At 40.1% G+C, this 25891-nt stretch carries 19 protein-coding genes and 1 pseudogene; 5 read left to right on the top strand and 15 right to left on the bottom strand.

Going from position 1 to position 25891, the window contains the following annotated elements; translation table 11 throughout:
* The first annotated feature begins 1 nt into the window (after position 1).
* Positions 2 to 1480: a lipopolysaccharide biosynthesis protein gene (locus tag MTP09_RS04475; RefSeq protein ID WP_243550803.1), complete on the top strand. Its 1479-nt coding sequence runs from the start codon at positions 2 to 4 to the stop codon at positions 1478 to 1480.
* 12 nt (positions 1481 to 1492) lie between these two features.
* Here the strand turns inward: MTP09_RS04475 and MTP09_RS04470 are convergent, their stop codons facing one another.
* The 10 genes and pseudogenes from MTP09_RS04470 to MTP09_RS04425 all read right to left on the bottom strand — a co-directional run bounded on the left by MTP09_RS04470 (position 1493) and on the right by MTP09_RS04425 (position 13162).
* Positions 1493 to 1813 (bottom strand): helix-turn-helix domain-containing protein, encoded by a 321-nt coding sequence (locus MTP09_RS04470; protein ID WP_243550802.1) that lies wholly within the window; start codon positions 1811 to 1813, stop codon positions 1493 to 1495.
* An 84-nt stretch (positions 1814 to 1897) separates the two neighbouring features.
* Positions 1898 to 2086: a type II toxin-antitoxin system RelE/ParE family toxin gene (locus tag MTP09_RS14440; RefSeq protein ID WP_317618774.1), complete on the bottom strand. Its 189-nt coding sequence runs from the start codon at positions 2084 to 2086 to the stop codon at positions 1898 to 1900.
* A gap of 133 nt (positions 2087 to 2219) precedes the next feature.
* Positions 2220 to 3359 carry a hypothetical protein gene (locus MTP09_RS04460; protein WP_243550801.1) on the bottom strand — a complete coding sequence of 380 codons (1140 nt, stop codon included), beginning with the start codon at positions 3357 to 3359 and terminating at the stop codon, positions 2220 to 2222.
* Between the two features lie 59 nt (positions 3360 to 3418).
* Positions 3419 to 5077 carry an amidohydrolase gene (locus MTP09_RS04455; RefSeq protein WP_243550800.1) on the bottom strand — a complete coding sequence of 553 codons (1659 nt, stop codon included), beginning with the start codon at positions 5075 to 5077 and terminating at the stop codon, positions 3419 to 3421.
* A 9-nt stretch (positions 5078 to 5086) separates the two neighbouring features.
* Positions 5087 to 5965, bottom strand: a complete 879-nt coding sequence (locus MTP09_RS04450; protein WP_243550799.1) for a glycosyltransferase family 2 protein — start codon at positions 5963 to 5965, stop codon at positions 5087 to 5089.
* Positions 5966 to 6380: 415 nt separating this feature from the next.
* The gene (gene polA, locus MTP09_RS04445) at positions 6381 to 9224 is read right to left on the bottom strand and encodes a DNA polymerase I (protein ID WP_243550798.1); all 2844 of its coding nucleotides are present in this window, start codon (positions 9222 to 9224) and stop codon (positions 6381 to 6383) included.
* A 223-nt stretch (positions 9225 to 9447) separates the two neighbouring features.
* Positions 9448 to 10026, bottom strand: coding sequence for a phosphatase PAP2 family protein (locus MTP09_RS04440; RefSeq protein ID WP_243550797.1), 579 nt, complete (start codon positions 10024 to 10026; stop codon positions 9448 to 9450).
* A 1069-nt stretch (positions 10027 to 11095) separates the two neighbouring features.
* Positions 11096 to 11419 (bottom strand): Sec-independent protein translocase subunit TatA/TatB, encoded by a 324-nt coding sequence (locus MTP09_RS04435; RefSeq protein WP_243550796.1) that lies wholly within the window; start codon positions 11417 to 11419, stop codon positions 11096 to 11098.
* 128 nt (positions 11420 to 11547) lie between these two features.
* Positions 11548 to 12039, bottom strand: a pseudogene (locus tag MTP09_RS04430) (P-type ATPase); the annotation flags it as partial.
* A gap of 745 nt (positions 12040 to 12784) precedes the next feature.
* Positions 12785 to 13162, bottom strand: a complete 378-nt coding sequence (locus tag MTP09_RS04425) for a GxxExxY protein (protein ID WP_243550795.1) — start codon at positions 13160 to 13162, stop codon at positions 12785 to 12787.
* Between the two features lie 775 nt (positions 13163 to 13937).
* On the opposite strand from MTP09_RS04425, the gene MTP09_RS04420 reads away from it, so the two are divergent.
* The 3 genes from MTP09_RS04420 (at position 13938) to MTP09_RS04410 (ending at position 15294) form a co-directional block, all read left to right on the top strand.
* On the top strand, positions 13938 to 14327 hold the full coding sequence (locus tag MTP09_RS04420; RefSeq protein WP_243550794.1) for a hypothetical protein: 390 nt from the start codon (positions 13938 to 13940) through the stop codon (positions 14325 to 14327).
* A gap of 181 nt (positions 14328 to 14508) precedes the next feature.
* Positions 14509 to 14721, top strand: coding sequence for a hypothetical protein (locus tag MTP09_RS04415; protein WP_243550793.1), 213 nt, complete (start codon positions 14509 to 14511; stop codon positions 14719 to 14721).
* Between the two features lie 360 nt (positions 14722 to 15081).
* Positions 15082 to 15294 (top strand): hypothetical protein, encoded by a 213-nt coding sequence (locus tag MTP09_RS04410; RefSeq protein WP_243550793.1) that lies wholly within the window; start codon positions 15082 to 15084, stop codon positions 15292 to 15294.
* A 262-nt stretch (positions 15295 to 15556) separates the two neighbouring features.
* Here the strand turns inward: MTP09_RS04410 and MTP09_RS04405 are convergent, their stop codons facing one another.
* Together MTP09_RS04405 and secD are read right to left on the bottom strand one after the other, a co-directional pair.
* On the bottom strand, positions 15557 to 16777 hold the full coding sequence (locus MTP09_RS04405; RefSeq protein WP_243550792.1) for a TCR/Tet family MFS transporter: 1221 nt from the start codon (positions 16775 to 16777) through the stop codon (positions 15557 to 15559).
* Positions 16778 to 16980: 203 nt separating this feature from the next.
* Positions 16981 to 19899 (bottom strand): protein translocase subunit SecD, encoded by a 2919-nt coding sequence (gene secD / locus MTP09_RS04400; RefSeq protein ID WP_243550791.1) that lies wholly within the window; start codon positions 19897 to 19899, stop codon positions 16981 to 16983.
* Between the two features lie 194 nt (positions 19900 to 20093).
* Here secD and MTP09_RS04395 point away from each other — a divergent pair, with 194 nt between their 5' ends.
* Positions 20094 to 21449, top strand: a complete 1356-nt coding sequence (locus MTP09_RS04395; RefSeq protein ID WP_243550790.1) for a PQQ-dependent sugar dehydrogenase — start codon at positions 20094 to 20096, stop codon at positions 21447 to 21449.
* Between the two features lie 31 nt (positions 21450 to 21480).
* Here MTP09_RS04395 and hemN read toward each other — a convergent pair whose 3' ends face one another.
* From hemN to MTP09_RS04380, 3 genes are all read right to left on the bottom strand, one after another.
* Positions 21481 to 22917 (bottom strand): oxygen-independent coproporphyrinogen III oxidase, encoded by a 1437-nt coding sequence (gene hemN / locus MTP09_RS04390; RefSeq protein WP_243550789.1) that lies wholly within the window; start codon positions 22915 to 22917, stop codon positions 21481 to 21483.
* 72 nt (positions 22918 to 22989) lie between these two features.
* Positions 22990 to 24003, bottom strand: coding sequence for a WD40/YVTN/BNR-like repeat-containing protein (locus tag MTP09_RS04385; RefSeq protein ID WP_243550788.1), 1014 nt, complete (start codon positions 24001 to 24003; stop codon positions 22990 to 22992).
* Positions 24004 to 24190: 187 nt separating this feature from the next.
* Positions 24191 to 25879, bottom strand: coding sequence for an amino acid permease (locus MTP09_RS04380; RefSeq protein WP_243550787.1), 1689 nt, complete (start codon positions 25877 to 25879; stop codon positions 24191 to 24193).
* Between the last annotated feature and the right edge of the window lie 12 nt (positions 25880 to 25891).

Genomic DNA, 25891 nt, shown 5'->3' with positions numbered 1-25891 from the left:
AATGAGCGTTGTAGCGAGACAGGGATTCAAATATTCATTAATCGGCTATTTCGGGTTTTTACTCGGGACTTTTTCGGCGATCTTCATATTTCCAAGAGATATGGAGTTCTACGGAAAACTGCGCTACATTATGCCGACCGCGGAAATGCTTTTGCCCATCGTGGTTTTCGGACTTTCCTTTTCGAATGTGAAGTTTTTTCACCAAACTCAGAAAGACGGGAAAAACCAGAATTTCCTGAGCTTGTCATTATTGGGAGTCGGAATTAATTTTCTGATTTTCACGGCGATATTCTTTCTGTTCTTCACGGTTTTCCCACAGTTCAAAACTTTGGAACTCTGGAAAATGAAGCGGCTCATTTTGCCACTGATTTTGGTTTTGGCGCTTTCGGCGGTTTTCAACAAATATATTTCGAATTTCAAAAGGATCGTTGTACCAAATATCTTCGAGAACTTGTTCCCGAAACTGGCTAATTTGGGGGCTTTCTGTCTGTTTTTCTATTTAGGGGTTTCCGAGAAAGGTTCTTATGCATTTTTCTTCGGGATGTTTGTATTTTCGTTTTTGGGCTATATTTTTTATGCCAACAAACTGGAAAAAATCAAACCCGACTTCAACACCGATTACTTAAAAAAAGAACAGCTCTGGAAAGAAGTCCTGAGTTACAGTTTCTTCGGTTTCCTGGGTAATATCGGCAACTACATCGCTTTCAGAGTTGATAATTTCATGATCGGCGAATTCCTGAATTTCGAGGAAAACGGAGTTTACAGCATTATTCTCTCAGTGCTTTCCTTCATCATGATTCCGCAAATGGGACTGTTCAACATTTCTGCACCAATCATCAACAAAACCATTGCGGAAGGCAATTATGAGGAGCTCGACCGTTTCCACAAAAAAACTTCGCTCAGCTTGTTCTTCCTCGGTTCACTGCTTTTTTCGTGTATTCTTGTGGGATTCCCGTATTTGTGCGACTTTATCAAGAACGGCGAACAACTTCGGCAAGCGGAACCCGTGGTTTGGATTCTGGGATTTGCAATGCTGTTCGATTTGGCGACAGGATTCAACGGGCATATTATTTCGCTTTCAAAACATTATCGTTTCAATATTGTGGTGATGCTTTTTCTGGCGTTGACAACGATCGGTCTCAACTGGCTTTTTCTCACCAGAACACATTTAGGAATCATCGGAATTGCAATGGCGACCGCGATTTCACTCACTCTTTTCAATATCATTAAAATCGTTTTCAACTTCGTCAAATTCAAAGTTTCGCCGCTCACAATCGAGATGATTTATGCCGCAATAATTTCGACGGTGGCGATTACGGTGGCGATCATCCTTCCTGATTTCAAGAGTAGTTTTGCAAACCTGATTTACAAACCCACGTTGGTTTTGGGAATTATTTTCACGGGAAATTACTTCATGAATATTTTCCCTGTGGAGGATTACCTGAACCGCGATTTTTTCAGGAGTTTGTTTAGGTTTTGATGCACTAGTTCCTCAGTAAGCAAGTTTTCGGTCGTTGATTTCGACATTGAAATTTACTTTAGCACCAAGCGCGTCAAAAACTTTCATAATCGTTTCGAAACGGGCATTTTTCATACTGTTTTCAATTTTCGAGATCTGGGCTTTCTGAACACCAACAAGTTCACCAAGTTCTTCCTGGGTCAGATTTTTCTCCTTTCTGGCCATTTTTATTGCGTGACCAAGCATTTCCAATCTGAGTTCGTTCTCGAAAGCATCTCTACTTTCAGTCCCGATTTTTCCGATGTGTTTGTCAATTGCTACTTCCAGCGATACTGTTTTTAACTTATTTTTCATTGTAATTGGCTTCTAAGTATTCTATTCTAATTTTCTCTGCTTTGGTAATTTTTTTTTAGGAGTTTTTTGAGTTTTCTTAATAATTCAATGCGTGGCGATAACAAATGATTTTCTGCGAGGATCCCAAAATGAAAAAAGACGGTAGGTTTTTCCTGCGAATAAAGTCCTGAATTCCCAAATATTCTCATTCAGTTTATTGAATAGCTCCTCATCAGTAACCATTTGAGATTTTCTGATATTGTAGTAAATCTTAGCTCTCGCCTTCTCTTGCAATCCGTCCCAAAAATTCCAATACCTCGGGCAACAAGTCAACCTCAAAATTATTTTTCATCAGTTTTTCTTCAAAAACAACAATTTCCCAATAAGGAAACAAATTTTATACTTAAACCTATTGATTGCTAAAATATTAAAGTAAAAGTAGGAGTTTATCTTCCAACTCTTTTATCACTTTTTCTTTGTTAAAATCCTTTGAAAAATCGAATGATGTTTCACCACTAAAACTGAAGACATCCAGCTTTTTTTCTGAGATAATAAAGTCAAAATCGGAACTGTATTTTTCTGGGAAAACCGCCATCTTTCCGTATTTAATAGCGTCGCCGATATTTCCCGACATTTTGGTTTTACCGTAGATTTCTTTTTGGCTAAAAAATTCGGTTTCGCTTAGAATGGGACACCATAAAACGTCGGCATTGTTCATCCATTCGTCAAAAAGAGGTTGTGGAACTTTTTCGGTGAAATATTTAATGGTAAGGTTTTCGGGTAGAACTTTCTCAAATTTCTGTAACCAATGAAGTTCGTTCCCTTTTGCTTTGCCAAGAAAAACCACCTGTACTTTTTGACTTGTCGCTCCTACGGAGCTTGCTTCCTCAGCAAAATCATTTTCTACAAACCTGTCACTCCTACGGAGTTTTTCAAATTCCGCATCATTTTCTGCACTCTTATTATTCCATCCCAGTTTTTCTAATTTTCCCAAAACTTTTTTATAGTCCCTTCTTTGCTGCGAAACCGCTCCTGGAATAACGATGGTAAAAATCTGTGAACCCGAATTTTCATTAAACTGATTAAAAAACAAAGGCAAAAATTTAAACTTCCCAACTGCAAGATTTTTATCCAGAACCAACAGGTTTTTAGAATTCTTGAAAACATTGGGTGCGGAAAGCAGGTCTTCTTTCAACAACAGTTTCAGCCGGTATTTGAAATCTTTCTTGAAGATATTTTTCAGAAGCTGAAATTTGGAAATTTTCGTGAAATTCAGATTGTGCACAATCACCGATGTTTGATATTTCGTACAAATTTCATTGAAAAGATTGAAATAACGATGAACCGTCCCGATAATGACCAAGTCATAAGTTTTCGCCTTCAACTGATCCAAAAGCATCGAATTTTCCGACAGAAAAATATTCGGATGATGCTTGCCGATGCTCTTCAAAATTTTTTGGGAGAAATAATAGTCCACAGAAAATTCTTTGGAATCCTGCATCAGCTCCATAAAGTTGACTGCAATCTCAGCGTGGGTGTCGAGTTCGATGTAGGCGATTTTTTTCAAGGTTTGATGCAGTTGGTTACAAAGTCACATTTGTTGCAATTCGTTCTTTTAGTATCGAATCAAAAAACTTGCTTTCCGCTGGAGTAAGTTTTCAAAACCTTCGTTTTCAAAATTTGATCTTCGGGAACCTTCATCAGATCCTGATTCAGGATGATGAAGTCGGCGGATTTCCCCACTTCCAAACTCCCGATTTCATTTTCCTGAAAGCCAGCTTTTGCCGCCCAAATCGTCATTCCCCGGATCGCCTGTTCGCGGGTTAAAGCGTTTTCTTTTTGAAATCCGTTTGCAGGGAAATTGTTGGCATCCTTTCTTGCAACCGCCGCTAAAAAGGTTTTGAATGGGCTGATTTCTTCCACAGGAAAATCAGTTCCCAAAGGAAGCCATCCGTTTTGTTTCAACAAATCCTTGTAAGCGTAGGAATATTTCAAGCGCTCCTTTCCCACTCTTTCTTCTGCCCAGTACATATCTGAAGTGGCGTGAGTCGGCTGTACAGAAGGGATTATAGAATATTTACCAAACAGTCCGAAATCGTCTTTGTCCATAATTTGGGCGTGTTCAATTCTCCATCTTCGGTCGTTTTTGGCTCCGAGAACTTCACCATAAATTTTGAGAATCGTTCGGTTTGCAGAATCTCCGATTGCGTGTGTACACATTTGCAAGTTGCTGTTTTTCAGTTTTTTAGCTAAAGTTCGAAAATATTCCTCTTCACTTAGGAGAAACCCTTTCCACCCTTTTTTGTCTGAATAATCGTGAATCAGACACGCTCCTCTCGAACCAAGCGCGCCGTCTGAATAGACCTTGAATCCGCCCACTGTGATATTTCCGTTGGTGTACCTTCCTTTCTTTGCCCATTTGTCGTAGTAATCGGGATTATCTTCAAGAAGGGCAAAAATTTTCATTTTCAAAATATTCTGGGATTGCGCTTTTTCCAGTAGCGACAAAGTATGTTCTGTGATTCCGCAGTCGTGAAGGGAAGTCAAGCCGTAAGAAAAACATTCTTTTTGCAACTCCGAAAAATAATTAATAGCCATCTCGTCGCTGATCTGCGGCAAATGTTTTTCCACCACAAGCATCGCATTGTCGATGAGAACTCCGGTCAGTTTTCCGTTTTTCTGTTCGATTTCGCCACCGTTAACTTTAGTGTTCAAAGTAATTCCAGCGATGTCGAGCGCTTTCTGATTGGCAATTGCAGCGTGACCGTCAATTCTTTTCAGATAAACGGGTCGGTTAGGAAAAAGCTGGTCAAGTCGTTCCTTATTTGGAAACTCTTTTACTGGCCAATCGTTTTGGTCCCAACTTCTACCGTAAATCCATTCCATCGGCGCATTTTTAGAATATTCGGTTAACCGCGCAATGATCTCATCCCAAGATTTCGTACCCCAAAGTTCGCACTTCCATTTGTCGGTCGCATAACCTGTGAAATGGCAATGCGCATCGATGAATCCAGGGAAAACTGTTTTCCCATTCAGATTCTGAATATTTTTAGATTTATATTTTTTAAGGATATCTGAGCTTTTTCCTACCGCGACAATTTTTCCTTTGGAAACTGCCATGGATTGCGCCACGTAGAAATTCTTATTGACGGTGTAGATTCTTGCGTTGTGAATGATGAGATCGGTGGATTTCTGGGCGGACATTATTACCGACGAGAACACCAATACCAATTTCAACTGCCACGAATGCACGAATAATTTTCTAAACACACTATTAAACTTCATATTCATAATTTACTTTTTATTGATTATCTGCTTCCACCGCAGATTTCGGATATGTTTGATTTCTTCTTTGGTGAGCTTTCTTTTGGAACTCTGTTTCAGAAAAGTTTTCATAGTGGCGAAAAATTCTGAAAATGATTTGTTTTTCCATGAAGATTTTGCCGATGAAATCATTGCCAACGGGAAACTCAAACCGATGTTGTAGAAATATTCCCCGAGTTTTTCGGCTTTCTGTTTTTTGTATTTGTAGGCAGTCGGACGAAGATGTTTCACCCACAAGTCTTTGATGGTGACGGTTTCCCAACCGTGTTTCTTCGCGAGCATCACGTCGATATTGTCCCAACCGAGAACTGGTCGAAGTCCGTTCATCTGCAGAAAACATTCTTTTCGGTAAGATTTTATGGGGCCGCGAATATGGTTTTTAGAGGAAATATTTTCAAAGATCCACTGATGCTTTTCATCTTTAAAATCAAAAGCCAAATTCTTTTCAAATACCGATTTCTTGATTTTTACCAATCCAGAAACCATTCCTGCTTTGGGATTTGTTTCGTAAACCTCATTGACTTTTTTCAGATAATTATCAGGAAAAATAATGTCGGCATCGAATTTACAGATGATATCAAAACTCTGAACGTCAACACTTTTAAGACCTTTATTAAAAGTGTTCACCACTTTTGCTCCAGGTTCGTGTACCGATTTTTCTAAATTCAAAAGTTTGAGGTTTGGAATTTGAGATTTGAAGTTTTCGACGATTTCGCCAGTTTTGTCGGTTGATCCGTCATTCACGACCACTATTTCGAAGTCTTTAAAGATTTGGTTCTTTAAAGATTCGAGCGTAAAGAAAATATTTTTCTCTTCGTTGTGTGCGGGAATGATGATCAGGAACTTCATTCTTTATTCTACCAATTTAAAAATGTAGCAATGTACCAATGCAACCAACTGCAACCATTGCAACTACTGCAACAATATCCACCTATTTTTCCAGCATTTTTTCCATCGTTGCATCGGGCGTGTTTTCGTAAAATACTACGGTTCTCATATCTAAAAAATTTTTGTTTAAGATTTGATGTTTGATGTTTGATGTTTGATGTTTTATCCGCGAAATTCATTTAATTCCGTTATTTTTTTTTTTACATTATATCGTTCCTACGGAACGCATTTTCGCAATGTTATGATTATTCTACACAGATTTCATTTCTCCGAAATAAAAACAGCTCATCAAATTGCGAATTGTTCATTAAATGGCTTACCTGAAACTTGAAACCCGAAACTTCAAACTCTCCAACTCTCCAACTCTCCAACTTCGTTAGTGCGCTTCCAACCAGTTCTCGCCCACTCCAACTTCCACGAGTAGCGGAACTTTTGTGTCAAACGCAGATTCCATTTCGGTTTTGATGAGTTCTTTGGCGGTTTCTATTTCTTCAATCGGTGCTTCGAAAACCAGTTCGTCGTGAACTTGAAGCAACATTTTTGTTTTTAAATTTTTTGCAGAAAGTTCCTCATCAATCTTAATCATGGCGATTTTAATGATGTCGGCTGCGCTTCCCTGAATGGGTGCGTTTACCGCGTTTCTTTCGGCGTGCGCTTTCACGACAAAATTGGCGGAGTTGATGTCTTTCAGGTGGCGCTTTCTTTTCAGGATTGTTTCCACGTAACCTAAATCCTGGGCTTTCTTCACCTGTTCTGCCATATATTTTTTCAGTTGCGGATAGGTCGCGAAATAGTTTTCGATCATCTGTTTTGCTTCGGTACGGGAAAGTCCGGTTTGTTCAGCTAAACCAAATGCTCCTTGTCCGTAGATGATTCCAAAGTTGACGGTTTTCGCCTGTGAACGCTGGGTTTTGGTGACTTCTTCCAAAGGAACATTAAACAATTTTGAAGCGGTGGAAGCGTGAATATCCTCCCCGTTCTGGAAAGCTTTGATCATATTTTCCTCGTTGGAAATCTCGGCAATCAGGCGAAGTTCAATCTGCGAGTAATCGGCGGAAATAATCTTCTTTCCCTCATCAGCTTTGAATGCGCCACGAATTTGCTGACCACGCAAAGTACGGATCGGAATATTCTGCAAATTCGGATTTACTGAAGCCAATCTTCCCGTTGCAGCCGTGGTTTGCGAGAAATTGGTGTGTACGCGGTTATCGTCCTTGTCGATCTGGTTTGGCAAGGCGTCAACGTAGGTTGATTTCAGTTTTTGGTAGGTTCTGTATTCCAGAATTAATGGAATGATCTCGTGTTTCGAACTCAGTTTCTGCAGCACATCTTCGGAAGTGGCGTATTGACCTGTCTTCGTTTTCTTTGCTTTTGGGTCGAGTTGCAGTTTGTCGAAAAGGATCTCTCCCAACTGTCGCGGCGAGTTCATATTGAATTCCTCTCCCGTCAAGTTGAAGATTTTGGTTTCGAGTTCTTTCAAGTCATTTTCCAAATCCTTGCTTTCCTGTTCGAGCCATTTTTTGTCGAGTGAAATTCCCTCCAATTCCATATTGGCAAGGACTTTCATTAAAGGCATTTCGACCTGGTAAAAAAGATCCTCCAGGTTTTCCTTTTTCAGTTGAGGCGAGAAAATCTCATAAAGTTGAAAAGTAACATCCGCATCTTCCCCCGCATATTTCGTCTGATCTTCAATCGAAACCGAACGCAGCGTTCCCTGATTTTTTCCTTTGCCAATCAGGGTTTCAATCGGTACTGGTTTGTAATTCAGGTAAACTTCGGCGAGGTAATCCATTCCGTGTCTTCCGTCGGGATTCAGGAGGTAATGCGCGATCATCGTGTCAAACATCGCACCTTCCACTTCAATTCCGTACTGTTTGAGGATTTTATAGTCGAACTTTAAATTATGGGCGATTTTGATAATTTCCTTTTTCTCAAAAAACGGACGGAAAATTTCAAGTGTTTCCAAAGCTTCCTCCCTGTTTTCCGAAAGTGGAATATAATACGCCAAACCTTTTCTGTACGAGAAACTCATCCCGATCAGTTCGGCTTCCATTTCGTTTAATGATGTGGTTTCGGTGTCGAAGCAAACTGCTTTTTGAGCCAAAAGATTTTCCACCAAAATTTTCTGCGCTTTCGGTGAAGCAATGTATTGGTAAAGGTGGTCGTTATTGTCCACCGTCGATTTAGTGGTCGTTGCGTGATCGAGTTCCTCGAAATTGGCAAATAAATCCAGTTGAATCGGTCCGCTTTTCTGTTCTACTTTGTCGTATCGTGAAACTTTATTCGGATCCGCCGATTGCTGAATTCCGTTGGTTGATTCCCCATTGGTCGCAAAAGCGCGGTACAGATTTTCATACAATCTGCGGAATTCAATTTCATCAAAAATCTCTTTAACTTTTTCAAAATCAGGAGTCTCCAAATCGTACTGTTCCTGATGAAACTCAATCGGTGCGTCGCATAGAATCGTCGCCAACTTCTTTGAAAGAATCCCACGTTCTGCAGAAGCTTCAACTTTTTCGCGAAGTTTCCCCTTGATTTCGTGGGTATTCGCCAAAAGGTTTTCAATGCTTCCGTACTCTTTCAGGAATTTCTTGGCAGTTTTCTCGCCCACTCCTTCCAATCCCGGAATATTGTCAACGGAATCGCCCATCATTGCAAGGAAATCGATGACCTGTTTCGGATCCTCGATTTCGTATTTCGCCAACACTTCTGGAATTCCCAGAATCTCAAATTCGGCACCCTTCAAACCTGGCTTGTAAATCTTGATGTTCTCGGTAACGCACTGCGCAAAATCTTTATCGGGAGTCACCATAAAAACCTTGTAACCTTCCGCTTCCGCTTTGCAGGCGATGGTTCCGATCACATCGTCGGCTTCGTAACCTTCCACTCCCAAAATCGGGACATGCATCGCTTCGAGTATTCTGTGAATGTAGGGAACGGCAATTTTGATCGCTTCGGGAGTTTCGCTCCGATTGGCTTTGTATTCGGCAAAGTCGGCGGTTCGCACACTTGCTTCACCCACATCGAAAACCACCGCCAAATGCGACGGACGCTCTCTTCGGATCAGTTCAATCAAAGAATTGGTAAACCCAAAAATTGCCGAAGTGTCGATTCCCGTACTGGTAATTCTCGGACTTCTGATGAGTGCGTAATAGCCGCGAAAGATCATCGCATAGGCGTCTATAAGGAAAAGGCGCTTGTCGTTTTCGTTGTGTGTCATGAGAGCAAAGATAGAAAAAAGAGCCAAGTAAAAGGACCAAGAAACAAGTAATTTATTCGGTCAAATTAGGTGCATGATACAGGGTGCGAGGTTCAAGTTTCAGGTTTCAGGTTTCAGGTTTCAAAATTCACTCGGAGAAATTCACAGCGAAGCAAATTCACTCGGAGAAATTCACGCTCCAACTCTCATACTCTCCAACTCACCTACACTCCAACTCACCAACTCACCCACGCTCCGACTCATTATTTTCCTGCTTTCTGATTACCTTCAAAGCCAGTGTCGAGAAGAAACCTCCGAGGAAAAATCCCATCGCGGCTCCCATTAAAATATCCATCGGGAAATGTACGCCAAGATAAATGCGGCTGTACGAAACCATTGCCGCCCAAAAGAAGAGGAAATACGGAAGAAATCTGTATTTTTTGAAGAGCAGCATCGTCATAAAAGTTGCGATAAAGAACGTATTGGAGGCGTGACTGGAGTAAAACCCAAACTGACCACCGCACTGAACTTCCCGCATCAAATGGTCCAAACTCGGATCGTGACATGGTCGCAATCTGCCGATCCCCGATTTGAAGATTCCCGCCAACTGATCCGAAACCGTAACTCCCAACGCAATGAAAATCAGAATGAAGACCAAATTGCGGACTTTATAATTTTTGGCAAGGAGATAAAGGAAAATCACATACAGCGGAACCCAGATCCACGTTCCCGAAACCATTATCCAAAAACGGTCGAAAGTGTCGCTCCCCAAATTGTTGAGGAAAAGGAATATTTCTTTGTCTTCGGTGATGATTTCGTGCATAATAATACTTGAAAATACTATTTGAATTGATTTTGAGCTGTGTATATTAAGGTGAAAAGCGAGAAATACTTTTTGACTTTTGCCTTGATGCAAAAGTAACGAAAATTGCTTTTCTGCAATTTAAGATTTTCAATGGAATCGGCTAACCTTCGGTTTCAAGACTGGATCTTTTTGCGAAGAAATCTCCGAGGTCGAAATGAGTGAGGTTATGAAAAGAAATATTCGTGAATTAGTGGCAAGTCGTTCTGAGTAATCACTGAAATCTGCGAGAATAAAAACCGCAAAGCATTTTCTAAATCATTTTCTATTTTAAGACGACAAAGTTTAATCCGCTAAAGCGAATTGATGAAGCGGTCGCTTATTCAGCGGATTTATCCGCAAACTTTGCTTCTCTCAATTTTTTAGGTTGAAAAAAAACTTTGCGTGAATTTTTATAAGAAATTGTCGTGCAATTGTGGCAAGTCGTTCTACGTAATCACTGAAATCTTCGAGAGTATAAAATGCTGGACTTCAATTCTCTTACTTTTGCCTTGATGCAAAAGTAACCAAAAATCAAGACTGGATCTTTTTGCTAAAAAATTGAAGTTTCTTCCAACAAAATTTCCAAAACTTGCGCGGAAAGAAAGTTTGTCTTCGATACCCATTTTTTGCCGCGCTTCGAACACTGGAAATTTTTATGGAGGATTAGTTGAAGAGTACGTCCGGAAGAAACTTCAATTTTTCTTCACGCAAAAATCTCCGAGGTCGAAATGAGTGAGGTTACTAACAGAAATATTCGTGAATTAGTGGCAGGTCGTTCTGAGTAATCACTGAAATCTGCGAGAATAAAACCCGCAAAGCATTTTCTAAATCATTTTCTATTTTAAGACGACAAAGTTTAATCCGCTAAAGCGAATTGATGAAGCGGTCGCTTATTCAGCGGATTTATCCGCAAACTTTGCTTGTCTCAATTTTTTAGGTTGAAAAAAAACCTTTGCGTGAATTTTTTATAAGAAATTGTCGTGCATCTGTGGCAAGTCGTTCTACGTAATCACTGAAATCTCCGAGATCATATGAAATTCAGCAAGAGCTATCTGCTTACCGGTCCTTCGTGGTCGTCGTTTTCGGCTAGGTTTTGTTTGGATTTGGAGCGTTCGGCGATGGCGTCTTTTTCCAAGTCGCTCAAGGGATTGAAATCTTTTGCCTGCTGTTTTACCTTGTCGATCTCGCGTTTGATTTCGGAAACGGGATTGTCGGTTTCCTTCAGGATTTCGGTTTTCACGTCTTCCATCGCGCCGCGCATTTTACGCACACCCGCTCCCAGATCGCGTGCAATCTGCGGCAGTTTGTCGGGTCCGAATAAAACGACGATTGCCACGGCAATCAAAAGCATTTCGCCTAAACTTAGTTCCATACGGCAAATTTACAAAAGATTGCGAAACCCGAGTTTGCGTTGGATTAAAATGTTGTTAAAAGTTTTTGGTGGGGACTTTTTTGATGAGAGCGACATAATTATTAGATTTTCTATTGGAGCGGCTCAAAGTCGGGAGATTTTGAAAAACTTTCCCCCGTCAAAGAAGATTCATTGACAGAAAAATCGTTGCTGTGTACGATGGTTCCGTCGGCATTGACCATTTTTCCCTCTTCGGTAATGCACAGATCTCCGACCACAATTTCGTGGGTGGGAATGGTCTCTATTTTTGAATTTCGGATGACTTTGCTCGAAGGTTCGTTGAGTTTCTCCAGAGCTTCCAGCGCCTTCTTGCTTCTGTTGTCCTGATAAAATGAAATTCCCGAAACCGCGACGATCGCCAAAAACATAAACGCCGCCTCGCCGTAATCGCCGACCACCAAATAAATAATTGTGATCACGAACAGGAGGATCAGCATCGGTTCCTTTAAAATATCCAGCAAGAGCGAAAACCAGGTCGATTTTCCTGATTCCGCTATTTGATTTTCGCCATGTTTCTCCCGTGAGGAAACCACTTGCGCATCGGTAAGTCCCGATAAGTGTTCAGGAATATTGAAATCCATTGTCTAAAATTAACCGTGTATATTCATCATTAAATTACCTCATTATCTTCGTCATTGAAGCAACAAAGAATTGAATGATTATTTTCCCTTGCTTTGCTTTGCGCGGAAAATTTCTCGCAAAGCCAAACAAGGAATTACTTAAATCTCATGCTGCTTTTAAGCTAAACCAAGGTGCTTAACGCTTATTTTTAGATAAACAAAGACCAATAATTTTACTCTTAAAAAGCATCTAAATTTAAAGAATTTTCCGCGTAAAAACCAGATGAAGAAAATCAGTCGTCAGGATTTCTTTTTGTTAAAGACAAAAAACACGATGACTGCAGAAATCGCCATCAGCAGAAGTCCAATAAAAACTTGCATGGAAAGTTTCTCGCAATGCTAAACAAGGATTTTCTTTGACATTATACTTCTTCAAGCTAAACAAAGGTGCTAACGCTTATTTTTGACAGACAAAGTTCTAAAAGTCGTTAAAATTGATTATCAGTAAAGCCATTGTCTATCTTCGCTAAGCACAAGCGCCTTTGTTTGTCTTAAAAATATGAAGAATGCAAAATGTTTTTCTTTGTCTTGCTTTGCGAGATTTTAAGCATTATAAATGTATTCATTGGACTGCTTAATCTATTAGTTTGGTAAGAATTCTCGCAATGCTAAACAAAGAATTACAAAAAATTTATGCTGTTTTTAAGCTAAACAAAGGCGCTAACGCTTATTTTTCAGACAGACAAAGGAAAAAAGTGCAGGTTTGTCATAATCCGTTTGCTACCCTCTTAACGCCATCCTTAAATAATGGGCTGTTAAAATTAAGAATCATTCCTAATTTATAATTGCCTAATCTCAGATAATTATTGAGTTGCTTCGTATTAGAATCGCTAATAAATTCAACAGATTTCAAATCAATTACCACTTTGTCTTCAACAAGAATATCCATTCGGTAAGCTCTCTCGAAAAACAATTCTTCATACTGAATTGCTTGGAATTTCTGTCTTTCAGCTTTCAGTCCTGCTTTTTTCAATTCATACATTAAGCATTCCTCATAAACCCTTTCGTAGAGTCCAACTCCAAGTTTTCTATGGATTTTCAATCCGAGTTCGAATACGATTTTTGAGATTTCATTTTCAGTCATGTTGTTTTCTTAAATGGTTATCAATAATCAAAAATAACCATAGAAATTAACAGTAGATTTTTCCTTCTTTGTATATCTTCGCTAAGCACAAGCGCCTTTGTTTGTCTTATAAATATGAAGAGTGTAAAATATTTTTCCTTGTCTTGCTTTGCGAGAATCTAAGCGTTGCTATTGTTTTCGAAAATTGCATTATAACTTAATTGCGTAGAAATTCTCGCAAAGACAAACAAAGTTTTTTCTTGACATTATCCTGCTTCAAGCTACACAAAGGCGCTATCGCTTATTTTCAGATAGACAAAGAAACTAAGAGCGGGAAAAAGCCATTGTTTATCTTGGCTAAGCGCAAGCGCCTTTGTTTGTCTTAAAAATATGAAGAATGTAAATGTCTTCCTTGTCTTGCTTTGCGAGATTTTGAGCGTTGCATATTATTCATTCACAAATTATGTAAACTACAATCGTACAGGAATTCTCGCAAAGCCAGACAAAGATTTACTTAAATTTTATGCTGCTTTTACGCTAGACAAAGGCGCTAACGCTTATTTTTCAGACAGACAAAGAAGTAAACGCGGAATAGAGTCATTGCTAGCTTTGTGAAAAACTAAAACCGTAAAATTAAACAATGACCGATTCAAAATGGTGCATTTAAAAGCAATTAGAATTAGATGAAGAAAATCAATCGTCAGGATTTCTTTTTGTTGAAGACGAAAAACACGATGACTGCAGAAATCGCCATCAGCAGAAATCCCAGAAAAACTTGCGTGGAAATTTACTCGCAATGCCAAACAAAGAATCACAAAAAACTTATGCTGTTATTAAGCTAAACAAAGACGCTAACGCTTATTTTTCAGACAAACAAAGTTCTAAAGCCATAAAAGTTGATTATCAATCAAGCCATCGTTTATCTTCGCTAAGCGCAAGCGCCTTTGTTTGTCTTAAAAATATGAAGAATGTAAATGTCTTCCTTGTCTTGCTTTGCGAGATTTTGAGCGTTGCATATTATTCATTCACAAATTATGTAAACTACAATCGTACAGGAATTCTCGCAAAGCCAGACAAAGATTTACTTAAATTTTATGCTGCTTTTACGCTAGACAAAGGCGCTAACGCTTATTTTTCAGACAGACAAAGAAGTAAACGCGGAATAGAGTCATTGCTAGCTTTGTGAAAAACTAAAACCGTAAAATTAAACAATGACCGATTCAAAATGGTGCATTTAAAAGCAATTAGAATTAGATGAAGAAAATCAATCGTCAGGATTTCTTTTTGTTGAAGACGAAAAACACGATGACTGCAGAAATCGCCATCAGCAGAAATCCCAGAAAAACTTGCGTGGAAATTTACTCGCAATGCCAAACAAAGAATCACAAAAAACTTATGCTGTTATTAAGCTAAACAAAGACGCTAACGCTTATTTTTCAGACAAACAAAGTTCTAAAGCCATAAAAGTTGATTATCAATCAAGCCATCGTTTATCTTCGCTAAGCGCAAGCGCCTTTGTCTGTCTTAAAAATATGAAGGATGTAGAATGTTTTTCTTTGTCTTGCTTTGCGAGATTTTGAGCGTTGCATATTATTCATTCACAAATTATGTAAACTACAATCGTACAGGAATTCTCGCAAAGCCAGACAAAGATTTACTTAAATTTTATGCTGCTTTTACGCTAGACAAAGGCGCTAACGCTTATTTTTCAGACAGACAAAGAAGTAAACGCGGAATAGAGTCATTGCTAGCTTTGTGAAAAACTAAAACCGTAAAATTAAACAATGACCGATTCAAAATGGTGCATTTAAAAGCAATTAGAATTAGATGAAGAAAATCAATCGTCAGGATTTCTTTTTGTTGAAGACGAAAAACACGATGACTGCAGAAATCGCCATCAGCAGAAATCCCAGAAAAACTTGCGTGGAAATTTACTCGCAATGCCAAACAAAGAATCACAAAAAACTTATGCTGTTATTAAGCTAAACAAAGACGCTAACGCTTATTTTTCAGACAAACAAAGTTCTAAAGCCATAAAAGTTGATTATCAATCAAGCCATCGTTTATCTTCGCTAAGCGCAAGCGCCTTTGTCTGTCTTAAAAATATGAAGGATGTAGAATGTTTTTCTTTGTCTTGCTTTGCGAGATTTTGAGCGTTGCATATTATTCATTCACAAATTATGTAAACTACAATCGTACAGGAATTCTCGCAAAGCCAGACAAAGATTTACTTAAATTTTATGCTGCTTTTACGCTAGACAAAGGCGCTAACGCTTATTTTTCAGACAGACAAAGAAGTAAACGCGGAATAGAGTCATTGCTAGCTTTGTGAAAAACTAAAACCGTAAAATTAAACAATGACCGATTCAAAATGGTGCATTTAAAAGCAATTAGAATGATGAAGAAAATCAATCGTCAGGATTTCTTTTTGTTGAAGACGAAAAACACGATGACTGCAGAAATCGCCATCAGCAGAAATCCAAGGAAGAACGGCGCACCTGGAAAGATGAAAGGCGCATCGCTGTGAGTGAAATAGTAAAACGTATTCGTCATCAAAGGTGGACCGACAATCGCCGTCAAGCTGATCAAACTCGCCAACGCTCCCTGTAACTCGCCCTGCTCATTTTTCGGAACCTCCGATGAAATCACCGACTGCAAAGCGGGACCTGCAATTCCGCCCAATCCATAAGGAACGAGGAAGGCAAACATCATCCAGCTTTGACTTGCAAATGCAAAAAGCACCATCCCGATTGCGTAAAGAGTTAGTCCGTAAAATATACTTCGCTCATCACCAATTTTTGGCTGAATAATCCTTATTAAATATCCCTGAACCAACGCCGCCATAAAACCCGAAACTCCGAGTGAAATCCCGACCATACGTTCCGTCCAGCTGAATTTGTACATGGTGAAGAAAGTCCAGTTCGTCTGCACCGCATGACCCGCAATATACACGAAAATCAATGCGGCAATGAGTCCCAAAATCTGCGGATATCGTTTAAGCCGAAGCAGCGAACCAATGGGATTCGCACGTTTCCAGTCGAAAGGACGGCGGTGTTCTTTGTCTAAACTTTCAGGTAAAATAAAGAGTCCATAAAGGAAATTGATCAAACATAAAATCGAAGCGGCGTAGAAAGGAACCCTTGGTCCATAATGCCCCAAAACTCCACCGATAACAGGACCGATGATGAATCCCAAACCGAATGCAGCACCGATCATCCCAAAGTTTTTAGCACGGTCTTCATCGCTCGAAATATCTGCGATATACGCACTTGCAGTGGTGATACTCGCTCCCGTAACTCCCGAAAAAATCCGTCCTACAAAGAGCCAGAAAATCGTCGGAGCAATCGCCTGAATGAAAAAGTTGATGGAAAAACCCAGTAGCGAAAAAAGAATAATCGGCCTTCTTCCGTACTTGTCGCTCAACCCGCCCAGAACCGACGCAAACACAAACTGCATCGCCGCATACACGAAACTCAGCCAACCTCCGTATTGTGAGGCGACACTGAGATCAGGATTGTGGATCAGCTCGCGGATCAGCGTGGGTACCACGGGAATCACAATTCCCCATCCCGTAATGTCGATGAGGAGCGTGATAAAGATGAATGCGATTGCTGCTGATTTCTGGTTTTTTTTCATTGAGCATGCAAAGTTAGTTATTCGAAACCGTCAAACTGCAAAACTTTAACACAAAAAATGTCCCTCTTTCGACGGACATTTAAGTAAGATTCAAAATAAACCTCAATTTGATTACCCCTACCCTAAAAGGAGCAAATTTAGGTTTATTTTGTGGGAAATTTTCCTTCCTTTAGGAATGAGGTAAAGAAAATTTCCGACTTTAATTATTTCTTTTTCTTATCAACTACTTCTTTTGCTACGGAAGTTCTACCGTGTACCGCTTCTTCTTTTCCTTTACCTTTCAGGAAGTCGTAAGCGATCGCCGATGCAACGAAGATGGACGAGTAAGTACCGAATCCGATACCGATAAGCAACGCAAACATAAATCCTCTAAGGTTATCTCCACCGAAGATGAAGATCGCCAAGATTACAAGAATCGTTGTGAATGAAGTGTTGAACGTTCTACCCAAAGTACTGGAGATGGAGTCGTCGAATAATCCAGCAAGGGTAAGTGCTTTCTTCTCGCGCAGGTATTCACGGATCCTGTCGAAGATAATCACCGTGTCGTTGATCGAGTAACCGAGTACCGTAAGAATCGCCGCAATGAAGTCCTGGTTGATTTCCATGTTGAACGGCATATACTTATGGAGCAAGGAATAAGTTCCCAAAATAATCACCGCATCGTGGAAGAGACCAACAACCGCACCGAGAGAGAACTGCCATTTGTTGAACCTCAACAAAATATAGAGGAAGATTCCCGCCAAAGCTGCGATCACCGCAAAAGTTCCGTGGGTTTTGATATCGTCTGCAACAGTCGGTCCCACTTTCGCAGAGGAAACAATTCCCGAATGGTCTTTATCTGCAACCTTAAACTGCTGAATGGTCATGTCTGCAGGAAGATACTGCTTCAATCCCTGGAAAAGTTTTTCTTCGATAATATTATCTGCTTTAAGTGATTCATCGTCGATTAGGTAATCGGTTGAGATTTTCAGCTGGTTCCCGCTACCGAAAGTTTTCGCTTCTACTGCTGAATTTTTTCCATCCTGAGTTGTGAAGAGTTTTACCAAATCACTTTCAACTTTGTTGGCATCAACTGGTTTGTCGAATCTTACCACGAAGTTTCTACCACCAGTGAAGTCGATACCGTATTTGAATCCGTTCACCGCGATCGAAAGAATACTTGCCACAGTAAGGAATGCAGAGATCATATAAGCATACTTTCTCTTTCCGATAAAGTCGATCCAGATATTTCTGAAAAGGTTTTTCGTTGGAGGGGTCCAAACAGAAAGGTGTTTTCCTTTGTTAAGACGTGCGAAAATCATTACCCTCGATAACATTACTGAAGTAAAGAAGGTCATCATAATACCGATAATCAACGTTACGGCAAATCCTTTGATCGGCCCCGTTCCGAAGATATAGAGTACAACCGCTGTAAGAATCGTAGTTAAGTGACCATCGACAATCGCCGAAAGTGCGTGTTTGAAACCGTCTTTGTAGGCCTCTAAGATATTTTTACCCGCGAAAAGTTCTTCCTTGGTTCTTTCATAAATAATTACGTTGGTATCAATCGCCATCGCCATCGAGAGTACGATACCCGCGATTCCAGGGAGCGTAAGTGTCGCATCCACCGAGTCCATAATTCCGAAGATGTAGAAAAGGTTGATCACCATTGCGATTACTGCGTAAATACCTGCTCCACCGTAATAAACGATGATGTAAACAATAATCACGAAGAACGCGATAATGAAGGAAAGCATCCCCGCGTTGATCGACTCCTTACCTAATGAAGGTCCCACAACATCCGCCTGAACCACTTTTGCACTTGCAGGAAGTTTACCTGCTCCCAACACGTCAACCAAATCCTGAGCTTCCTGCTGTGAGAAGTTTCCAGAGATCTGCGTTCTACCGTTCGGGATTTCGTTGATTACGTTTGGTGCGGTATAAACCACGTTGTCCAAAGTTACTGCAACAGGTTTGTTTACGTTTTTACCTGTCAAAGTTTTCCAGTCTTTAGAACCTTTTGAGTCCATTTGCATATCAACCACTACTCTTCCGAGTTCGTCGTAGTTTACTCTTGCAGATTCTACTGCTCCGTCTACAGGTGCTTTTTGGTTAATGTTTCCACGGATTGCATAAAGAACAAGGTTGTTCTCATCACCTGCTTCCGGTTTGTAACCCCACATAAACTGGGTGTACTTAATGTTTGCAGGACGAAGTCTCTTAGCAATATCGTTGTTAAGGATTTTGTTTACTACTGCAGTGTCCGAAAGTTTCACATTCCCCACTCCGTTCGAACGAAGCGTGTTCATCTGCATCAGGTTAATGAAATTCGAATTTTTTGCAATTCCGAGGGAATCACCTTTTGCGGCGATCACGGTATTCAGCTGATCGAAATAAGGGAAAATTTCCTGCGCTTGTTGCACTTCCCAGAACTGGAGTTTTGCAGAAGTCTGAAGCATTTTCTTCACTCTGTCGATATCTTTGATTCCCGGCATTTCCACGGAGATTCTTCCGGTTCCAGGTACTCGCTGTACGTTCGGCTGCGTAACTCCCATTTTGTCGATACGCGTTCTGATCACCTCATACGCCGAACCTACGGAAGCAGAAATTTTTCTTCTCACAATATTCTTCACCTCCTCGTCGGAACTGTTGTATTTGATTTCTGACAAGTTGGTGTTCCCGAAAACCTCAGGATCAGCAAGTTTTAGGTTGGTTCCTTTCGCTTTGTTTACCGCATCGAACTGGGTAAAGAAATCCTCGATATAGGTTTTGGTTGAATTTTTCTGTGCTTTGTCGGTTTGATCGAGTGCCTCGAGCAAAACTGGGTTTGCCGAATAGTTAGTCAAATCGTTTACCAAATCTCTCTGGTTAATTTCCAAAAGTACGTTGATCCCTCCTTTCAAGTCGAGACCGAGCTTCATTTCCTTCTCCTTCGCTTTTGTATAATAAAGTTTGGTGAAGCCGAGATTCAGGGTATCTTTGGAAAGCCGGGCCATCTCTTTCTGATATTTCACAGGATCGTTTCCGGCAACTGCACTCGCCTGCTTTTCAATTTTTCCAGCGTACCAAGTCGGCAACAATTCATTAAGACAGATGAGTCCCAAAACAATCGCAACCAGCGTAATAAGTCCTTTTCCTTGCATTGTTAATAGTTTACAACATTTAAATTATAGTCGGCAAATATAATGATTTTCAATAGAATTAAGAATAATTTAACAAAAGATTTCATTCATGAATTTCACAAAGAAAAAAAAAACAAAAATTTCTTTTTATAGCAATTTATTGCGAAACTGAACAAATATTAATAAATTCACAAAACTTTAAAAACCAAAATATTATGAAAAAAACAACCTTTATTCTCATACTTTTTCTGACTTTCGGGGTGAAAGGTCAGGAAATTATTTTACAAGAATTTGCGAGCGGATTCGGAAGCCCCGTAGAAATTGTAAATGCCAAAGACAGTCGGCTCTTTGTTGTTCAACAAAATGGGTTTATCAAAATTGTTCAGCCCAACGGAGTTAGCAATTCTGCTGATTTTCTCGACATCAGCTCAAAAATTACATTTGGCGGTGAAAGAGGTTTGCTTGGTCTTGCTTTTCATCCAAATTATTCTACCAACGGGTATTTCTTTGTTTACTACAATAACACCGAAGGAAATATTACAGTTTCGAGATTTTCTGTGAATCCTACAGATCCCGATCTTGCAGATCCCGCTTCAGAAAAAATTTTGCTGAATATTACAAAACCTTTTACTAATCATAACGGTGGAAGCATGCATTTTGCGCCCGACGGAAACCTTTGGATTTCAACCGGTGATGGTGGCGGTGGCGGCGATCCAAACAACAACGCACAAAACAAGAACTCTCTTTTAGGAAAAATGTTGAGGATTGATGTTAATTCTGTCGGAACCTACAATATTCCTACCGACAATCCTTTCGTGGGAACTGATGGAGCTGATGAAATATGGGCAATTGGACTTCGAAACGCATGGAAATTTTCTTTTGATGAAACGACCGGAAATGTAATGATTGCCGATGTTGGACAAGAGATTTTTGAAGAAATCAACAGAATGCCTGTTTCCCAATCAGGAATTAATTACGGATGGCGCTGCTACGAGGGAAATTCTGTTTACAATAATTCGGGTTGCGCAATCAGTTCTACCATGACTTTTCCAATGGCAGTTTATGATCATTCCGGAGGAAAATGCTCCATCACAGGAGGTTATGTTTATCGCGGAACTCTGTACCCAGCTTTAGTAGGAAAATATTTTTTCGCAGATTTTTGCTCAAAACAAATCGGAATGATGAATGATGACGGAAGTATTATCTGGAGTTCAGTTTTTGCTGGAAATAATTTTTCAACATTCGGAGTTGATGCCAACAAAGAACTTTATGTAGCTGCAATAAACAACGGAAAAATTTTTAAAGTTACCACGACTCCACTTGCGACGGAAAATTCTAATATCAGTCAGATCAAAATATTTCCAAATCCGACCTCTGATAAAATATTTGTTAGAGGACTTAAAAGCGGAAATTATGCCGCAGAAATCATTGACTACGAAGGAAAAACAGTTTTGAATAAAATGGTTAATAAAGAAAAAATTGATGTTTCGGATTTGAAACCTGGAGTCTATTTCTTAACGATTAAAACTGGTCAACTAAAAATCTATTCTCAGAAAATAATCATAAAATAAATGCGGTTGAATAAACGATAAGCTCATTTATTTAAATCGTCATCGAAAAAATCCTTGTTTCCGGTTGGTTACGCATCATCCTCAGGTCAAAGGTCATCGCCACGTTTCTTGTGAAGGCGCGTCCTTTTTCGGTAATCTTGATAGCGTTGTCGGAGATTTCCACCAAACCGTCGGCTTCCATTTCTTTTAGTTGGTGAATGGAGTTTTCCAGATCGGGCACGAAGTTCTGTGTGTCCCAAGAAGTTTCAAGTCGGCACATTAAATTTAGGATATGCTTTCTGATGATTAAATCTTCTTCGTTTAAAATATGTCCGCGGAAAACAGGCAGTATTCCTTCTTCCACTCTTTTTTGGTATTCCTCCACCGTTTTTTCGTTTTGGGCAAAAGCGTACCACGAATCCGAGATCGCGCTCATTCCCAAACCAATCATCAACTGGGTTTTGCTGGATGAATACCCCATGAAGTTCCTGTGGATATCGCCCGAAATCATCGACTGATACAGATCGTCGTGTTCCAGCGAAAAGTGATCCATCCCGACTTCGATGTAGCCGAGTTCTTCGAGAAGTTTTTTTCCGTTTTCGTAGAGTTTGCGTTTTTCTTCGCCGCTCGGCAAATCGTTTTCGTCGAAACCTCTTTGTCCGACACCTTTAATCCAAGGAACGTGAGCGTAGGAGTAGAATGCCAAACGGTCAGGTTTCAGCTCCAGAGTTTTGCGGATCGTATATTCCTGTTTTTTCCAGTTGTGGAACGGCAAACCGAACACCAAATCGTGGGAAATACTTTTGTAGCCGATTTCTCGAGCCCAATTTGTCACCTTTTCAACATTTTCAAATGGCTGGATTCTGTTGATGGCTTTCTGCACCTGCGGATCGTAATCCTGTACACCGAAGCTGCATCTTCTGAAGCCCAAATCGTACAGCGTCTGCAAATGTTCTTTCGTCGTATTGTTGGGATGTCCTTCGAAAGAAAATTCAGGATTCTCAGCGATTTCTGCCTTGGCGAAAATTCCTTCCAGTAAAATCCTTAAATTTTCAGGAGAAAAGAAAGTTGGAGTTCCGCCACCGAGATGGAGTTCTTTTATTTTGGGTCGGTGAGTTGGAGTGTCGGTGAGTTGGAGCGTATCTTGGCTTTCGTTAATTGGTTCTTGGCTCGTGGCTCTTGGCTCTTGGCTCTTAAACAATTCAAGATACAGATCCCATTCTTTCAAAACGCTTTCCAGATACGGAGTTTCCACGGAATGTTGCTTGGTAATCCTCTTGTGACACGCGCAGAATGTACACAGCTGTTCGCAAAACGGAAGGTGAATATAGATTGAAATTCCCTCACCACTGTTGCTTTCATTGAATGACCGAATCACGGATTCTTTCCACTGATCGGCGGTGAAGGTGGTTTCGTCCCAAAAAGGAACGGTTGGATAAGAAGTGTATCGAGGTCCGGGAATATTGTATTTGTCGATTAAAGAGTTCATGTCTGCAAAAATAGGCAAATTATTTTCCTTGACTTAATGACAAATCTCACCAGAATTCTTCATTATTAATTATTAATCCTTCATTATCACTTTAACAATCCGATTTTTTCCTGCGAAAACCAAAGTGTTTTTATCAACCCATTCACAAACGTAGAGTCCTTTTTCATCGGAGATCTTTGTCCAGGTTTTTCCGTAGTCTGAGGAGAACTCGATGTTTTGGTCACCTACTGCAATAATGTCTTTTCCTTTTGATTTCGGGCGGATTTTCACGCAGGTTTTGTAGCCGCCATTTTTCCCCGATGCCTGAATTTGCCAGGTTTCCCCTCCGTCGTTGGTGGTTGCGATGTTATCGACATTTTCAGATTGTTTGGTATAATCACCGCCGACAGCGATTCCGAATTTTTCGTCATAAAAATCGATGGAATAAATTCCCTGTGTTGAAGTTCCCTGAATGAAGGGCGTATCAATTTTCTTCCAATCCATCAAATCTTTCCAATTGAATTTAAAAATTCTGGCTTTACTTCCTCCTGTTGCGATCCAAACCCAATCGCCTTTCATTGCAATATTTGAATTGCTCGCGGCGAAATGCGCTTCACCATCAAAATAATTTGGTAACCTGTAAATTCCTTTTGTTGGTCTGAAATTAAAATATTTAAATTTGACGAAATGGTGTTCATCCGGATCACTTATAGCAATTCCACGAGATTTATCATCAAATTTTATTGCATCATAAAATGCTTTTGGATGAGTATCAACATATGTATTTTTGAAATCAAGTGTATTTTTGTCTATTTCGAAAAAATATGCAGGACTTTCTATGCCGATTGCATAAAATCGTTCTCCGTCAAAACCCAGAGTTCTGAACTGCAATTTGATGTCACAAAGAATCAGTTGTTTCTTATCTGCAGAATCTTTTAGCGAAACATACCCAAACTTCGAATCCGTTCCTGCATACCAAACTTTCCCGTTCCATATCTGAATGGCTCGAATGCTGATTTTGTCTTTTAATAATGTTTGAAATTCCAGTTTCTGCGCAAATGTGAAATTCAATATCATTAATAATAATCCGGCAATAATCTTTTTCATTGTTAATAATTCTTTGATGCGTGTTTAAATTTTTTGAATAAACCTAAAATTGATTACCCCAATCCCCTAAAGGGAGCAAATTTAGGTTTATTTCGAAGGAAATTCCCTGCACGTCGCAAGAACCTTTAAACCAAAATTAAAAAAAATCCCGCCATTACGACGGGAAGTTCACAGTTTATTTGAAATGCTATTTCTTGCTTCTAACGAAATAGTAATATCCGTAAATCAGTACGTGGAGAACGATCATTACCACAGAGAAAATTACCAAACCGCCATCGTCAATGTTTTCAGCAATTGCCGCTTGGTGATGGAAATAGGTAAGAACGATCAAAATCAATGTCAACGCTGCGCCGCAAATTGCCGAAACAGTATAGTTCTTCGGATCGTTGGTCGTATTGTTGTGTTTCCCAAGGAAGGAGTTTTTGATTCCTCTATAAAGATACACATCCAAACCAATCATCATCCAGATCACCAAACGGATCCAGGTATCGAAAGGCAGAAACGCCATCATTCCGAAGCAGGTCAAAATTCCCAACACAGGAATCAGCGGAACTAATGGAGTTTTGAAAGCTCTCGGTGCATCCGGTTGGGTTTTTCTCATCACCAAAACTCCGACGCAAACGAGGATGAATGCGAATAAAGTCCCGATTGAAGTCATCTCACCAACAACTCTACCTGGAATAAACGCTGCAAACAAACTCACAAAAACCAAAAAGAAAATATTGGATTTGAACGGAGTTCTGAATTTAGAATGAATCTCGCTGAAAACTTTCGGCAGCAAACCATCATGGCTCATAGAATAGAAAACGCGGCTCTGCCCCATCAACATCACCAAAATTACCGACGCGTAACCCAAAAGAATCGCAATAATGATCGACGTATTCAACCAAGGATATTCAGGAACCACTGTTCCGTTGATAACAGCTCCCATCGCTTCAATCGCAATCGCAACCGGCGCTAAATGATCTGCTCCACCTCCAGCTGTAAAAGCTTTATAGTGTACAACTCCCACCATTACATAAGCAAAGGCGATATACAAAACGGTACAAATCAGGAGCGAACCCATGATTCCGATCGGCATCGCTTTTTTAGGATTTTTAGTTTCCTGTGCAGCTGTAGAAACGGCATCAAAACCGATATAGGCAAAAAAGACGACTGCCGCGGCCCGAATAATTCCCGACCAACCGTACTCACCGAACTTACCCGTATTTTCAGGAATAAGCGGAGTTAAATTTTCCGGCTTAACATATTTAAAACCAACAAAGATGAAAATCAGGACAATCCCTACCTTCATAATTACAATCGCGGTATTCACCCATGCTGATTCGCTGGTTCCTTTGATTAGAATTAATGACATGATGACCACAATAAAAACTGCGGGAAGATTGATAATTCCAGCTGCTCCGTTTGCACCCACGTCGAATGGTGTCATCAGAAGTTCCTGAGGAAGACTCACCCCAAAAGTATGGAAAAGTTTACCGAGATATCCCGACCAACTCGAAGCAACTGTCGCCGCTCCCACTGCATATTCCAAAACCAAATCCCAACCGATAATCCAGGCGATGAACTCACCCATTGTTGCATAAGAATACGTGTAAGCACTTCCTGCAACAGGAATCATCGAAGCAAATTCCGCATAACACAATCCGGCAAAAGCACAACCTAAAGCGGCGATGATAAATGAAATCATAATTCCCGGACCGGCGTAGTTTGCCGCTGCAATTCCGGTGATTGAAAATAGCCCGGCTCCGATAATCGCACCGATTCCCAACGCAACCAGCGCACCGGAAGTGAGGGTTTTCTTGAGTCCTTTATCACTTTCTTCCGCCTCTGCAAGAAGTTGGTTTAATGGTTTCGTTCTCCAAAGATTCGACATTGTTTTAATTTT

The organism is Chryseobacterium suipulveris (assembly GCF_022811685.1).
GTDB lineage: Bacteria > Bacteroidota > Bacteroidia > Flavobacteriales > Weeksellaceae > Kaistella > Kaistella suipulveris.
The sequence above is the reverse complement of the archived record's forward strand: the minus strand, read 5'-3'. Positions and strand labels throughout refer to the sequence as shown.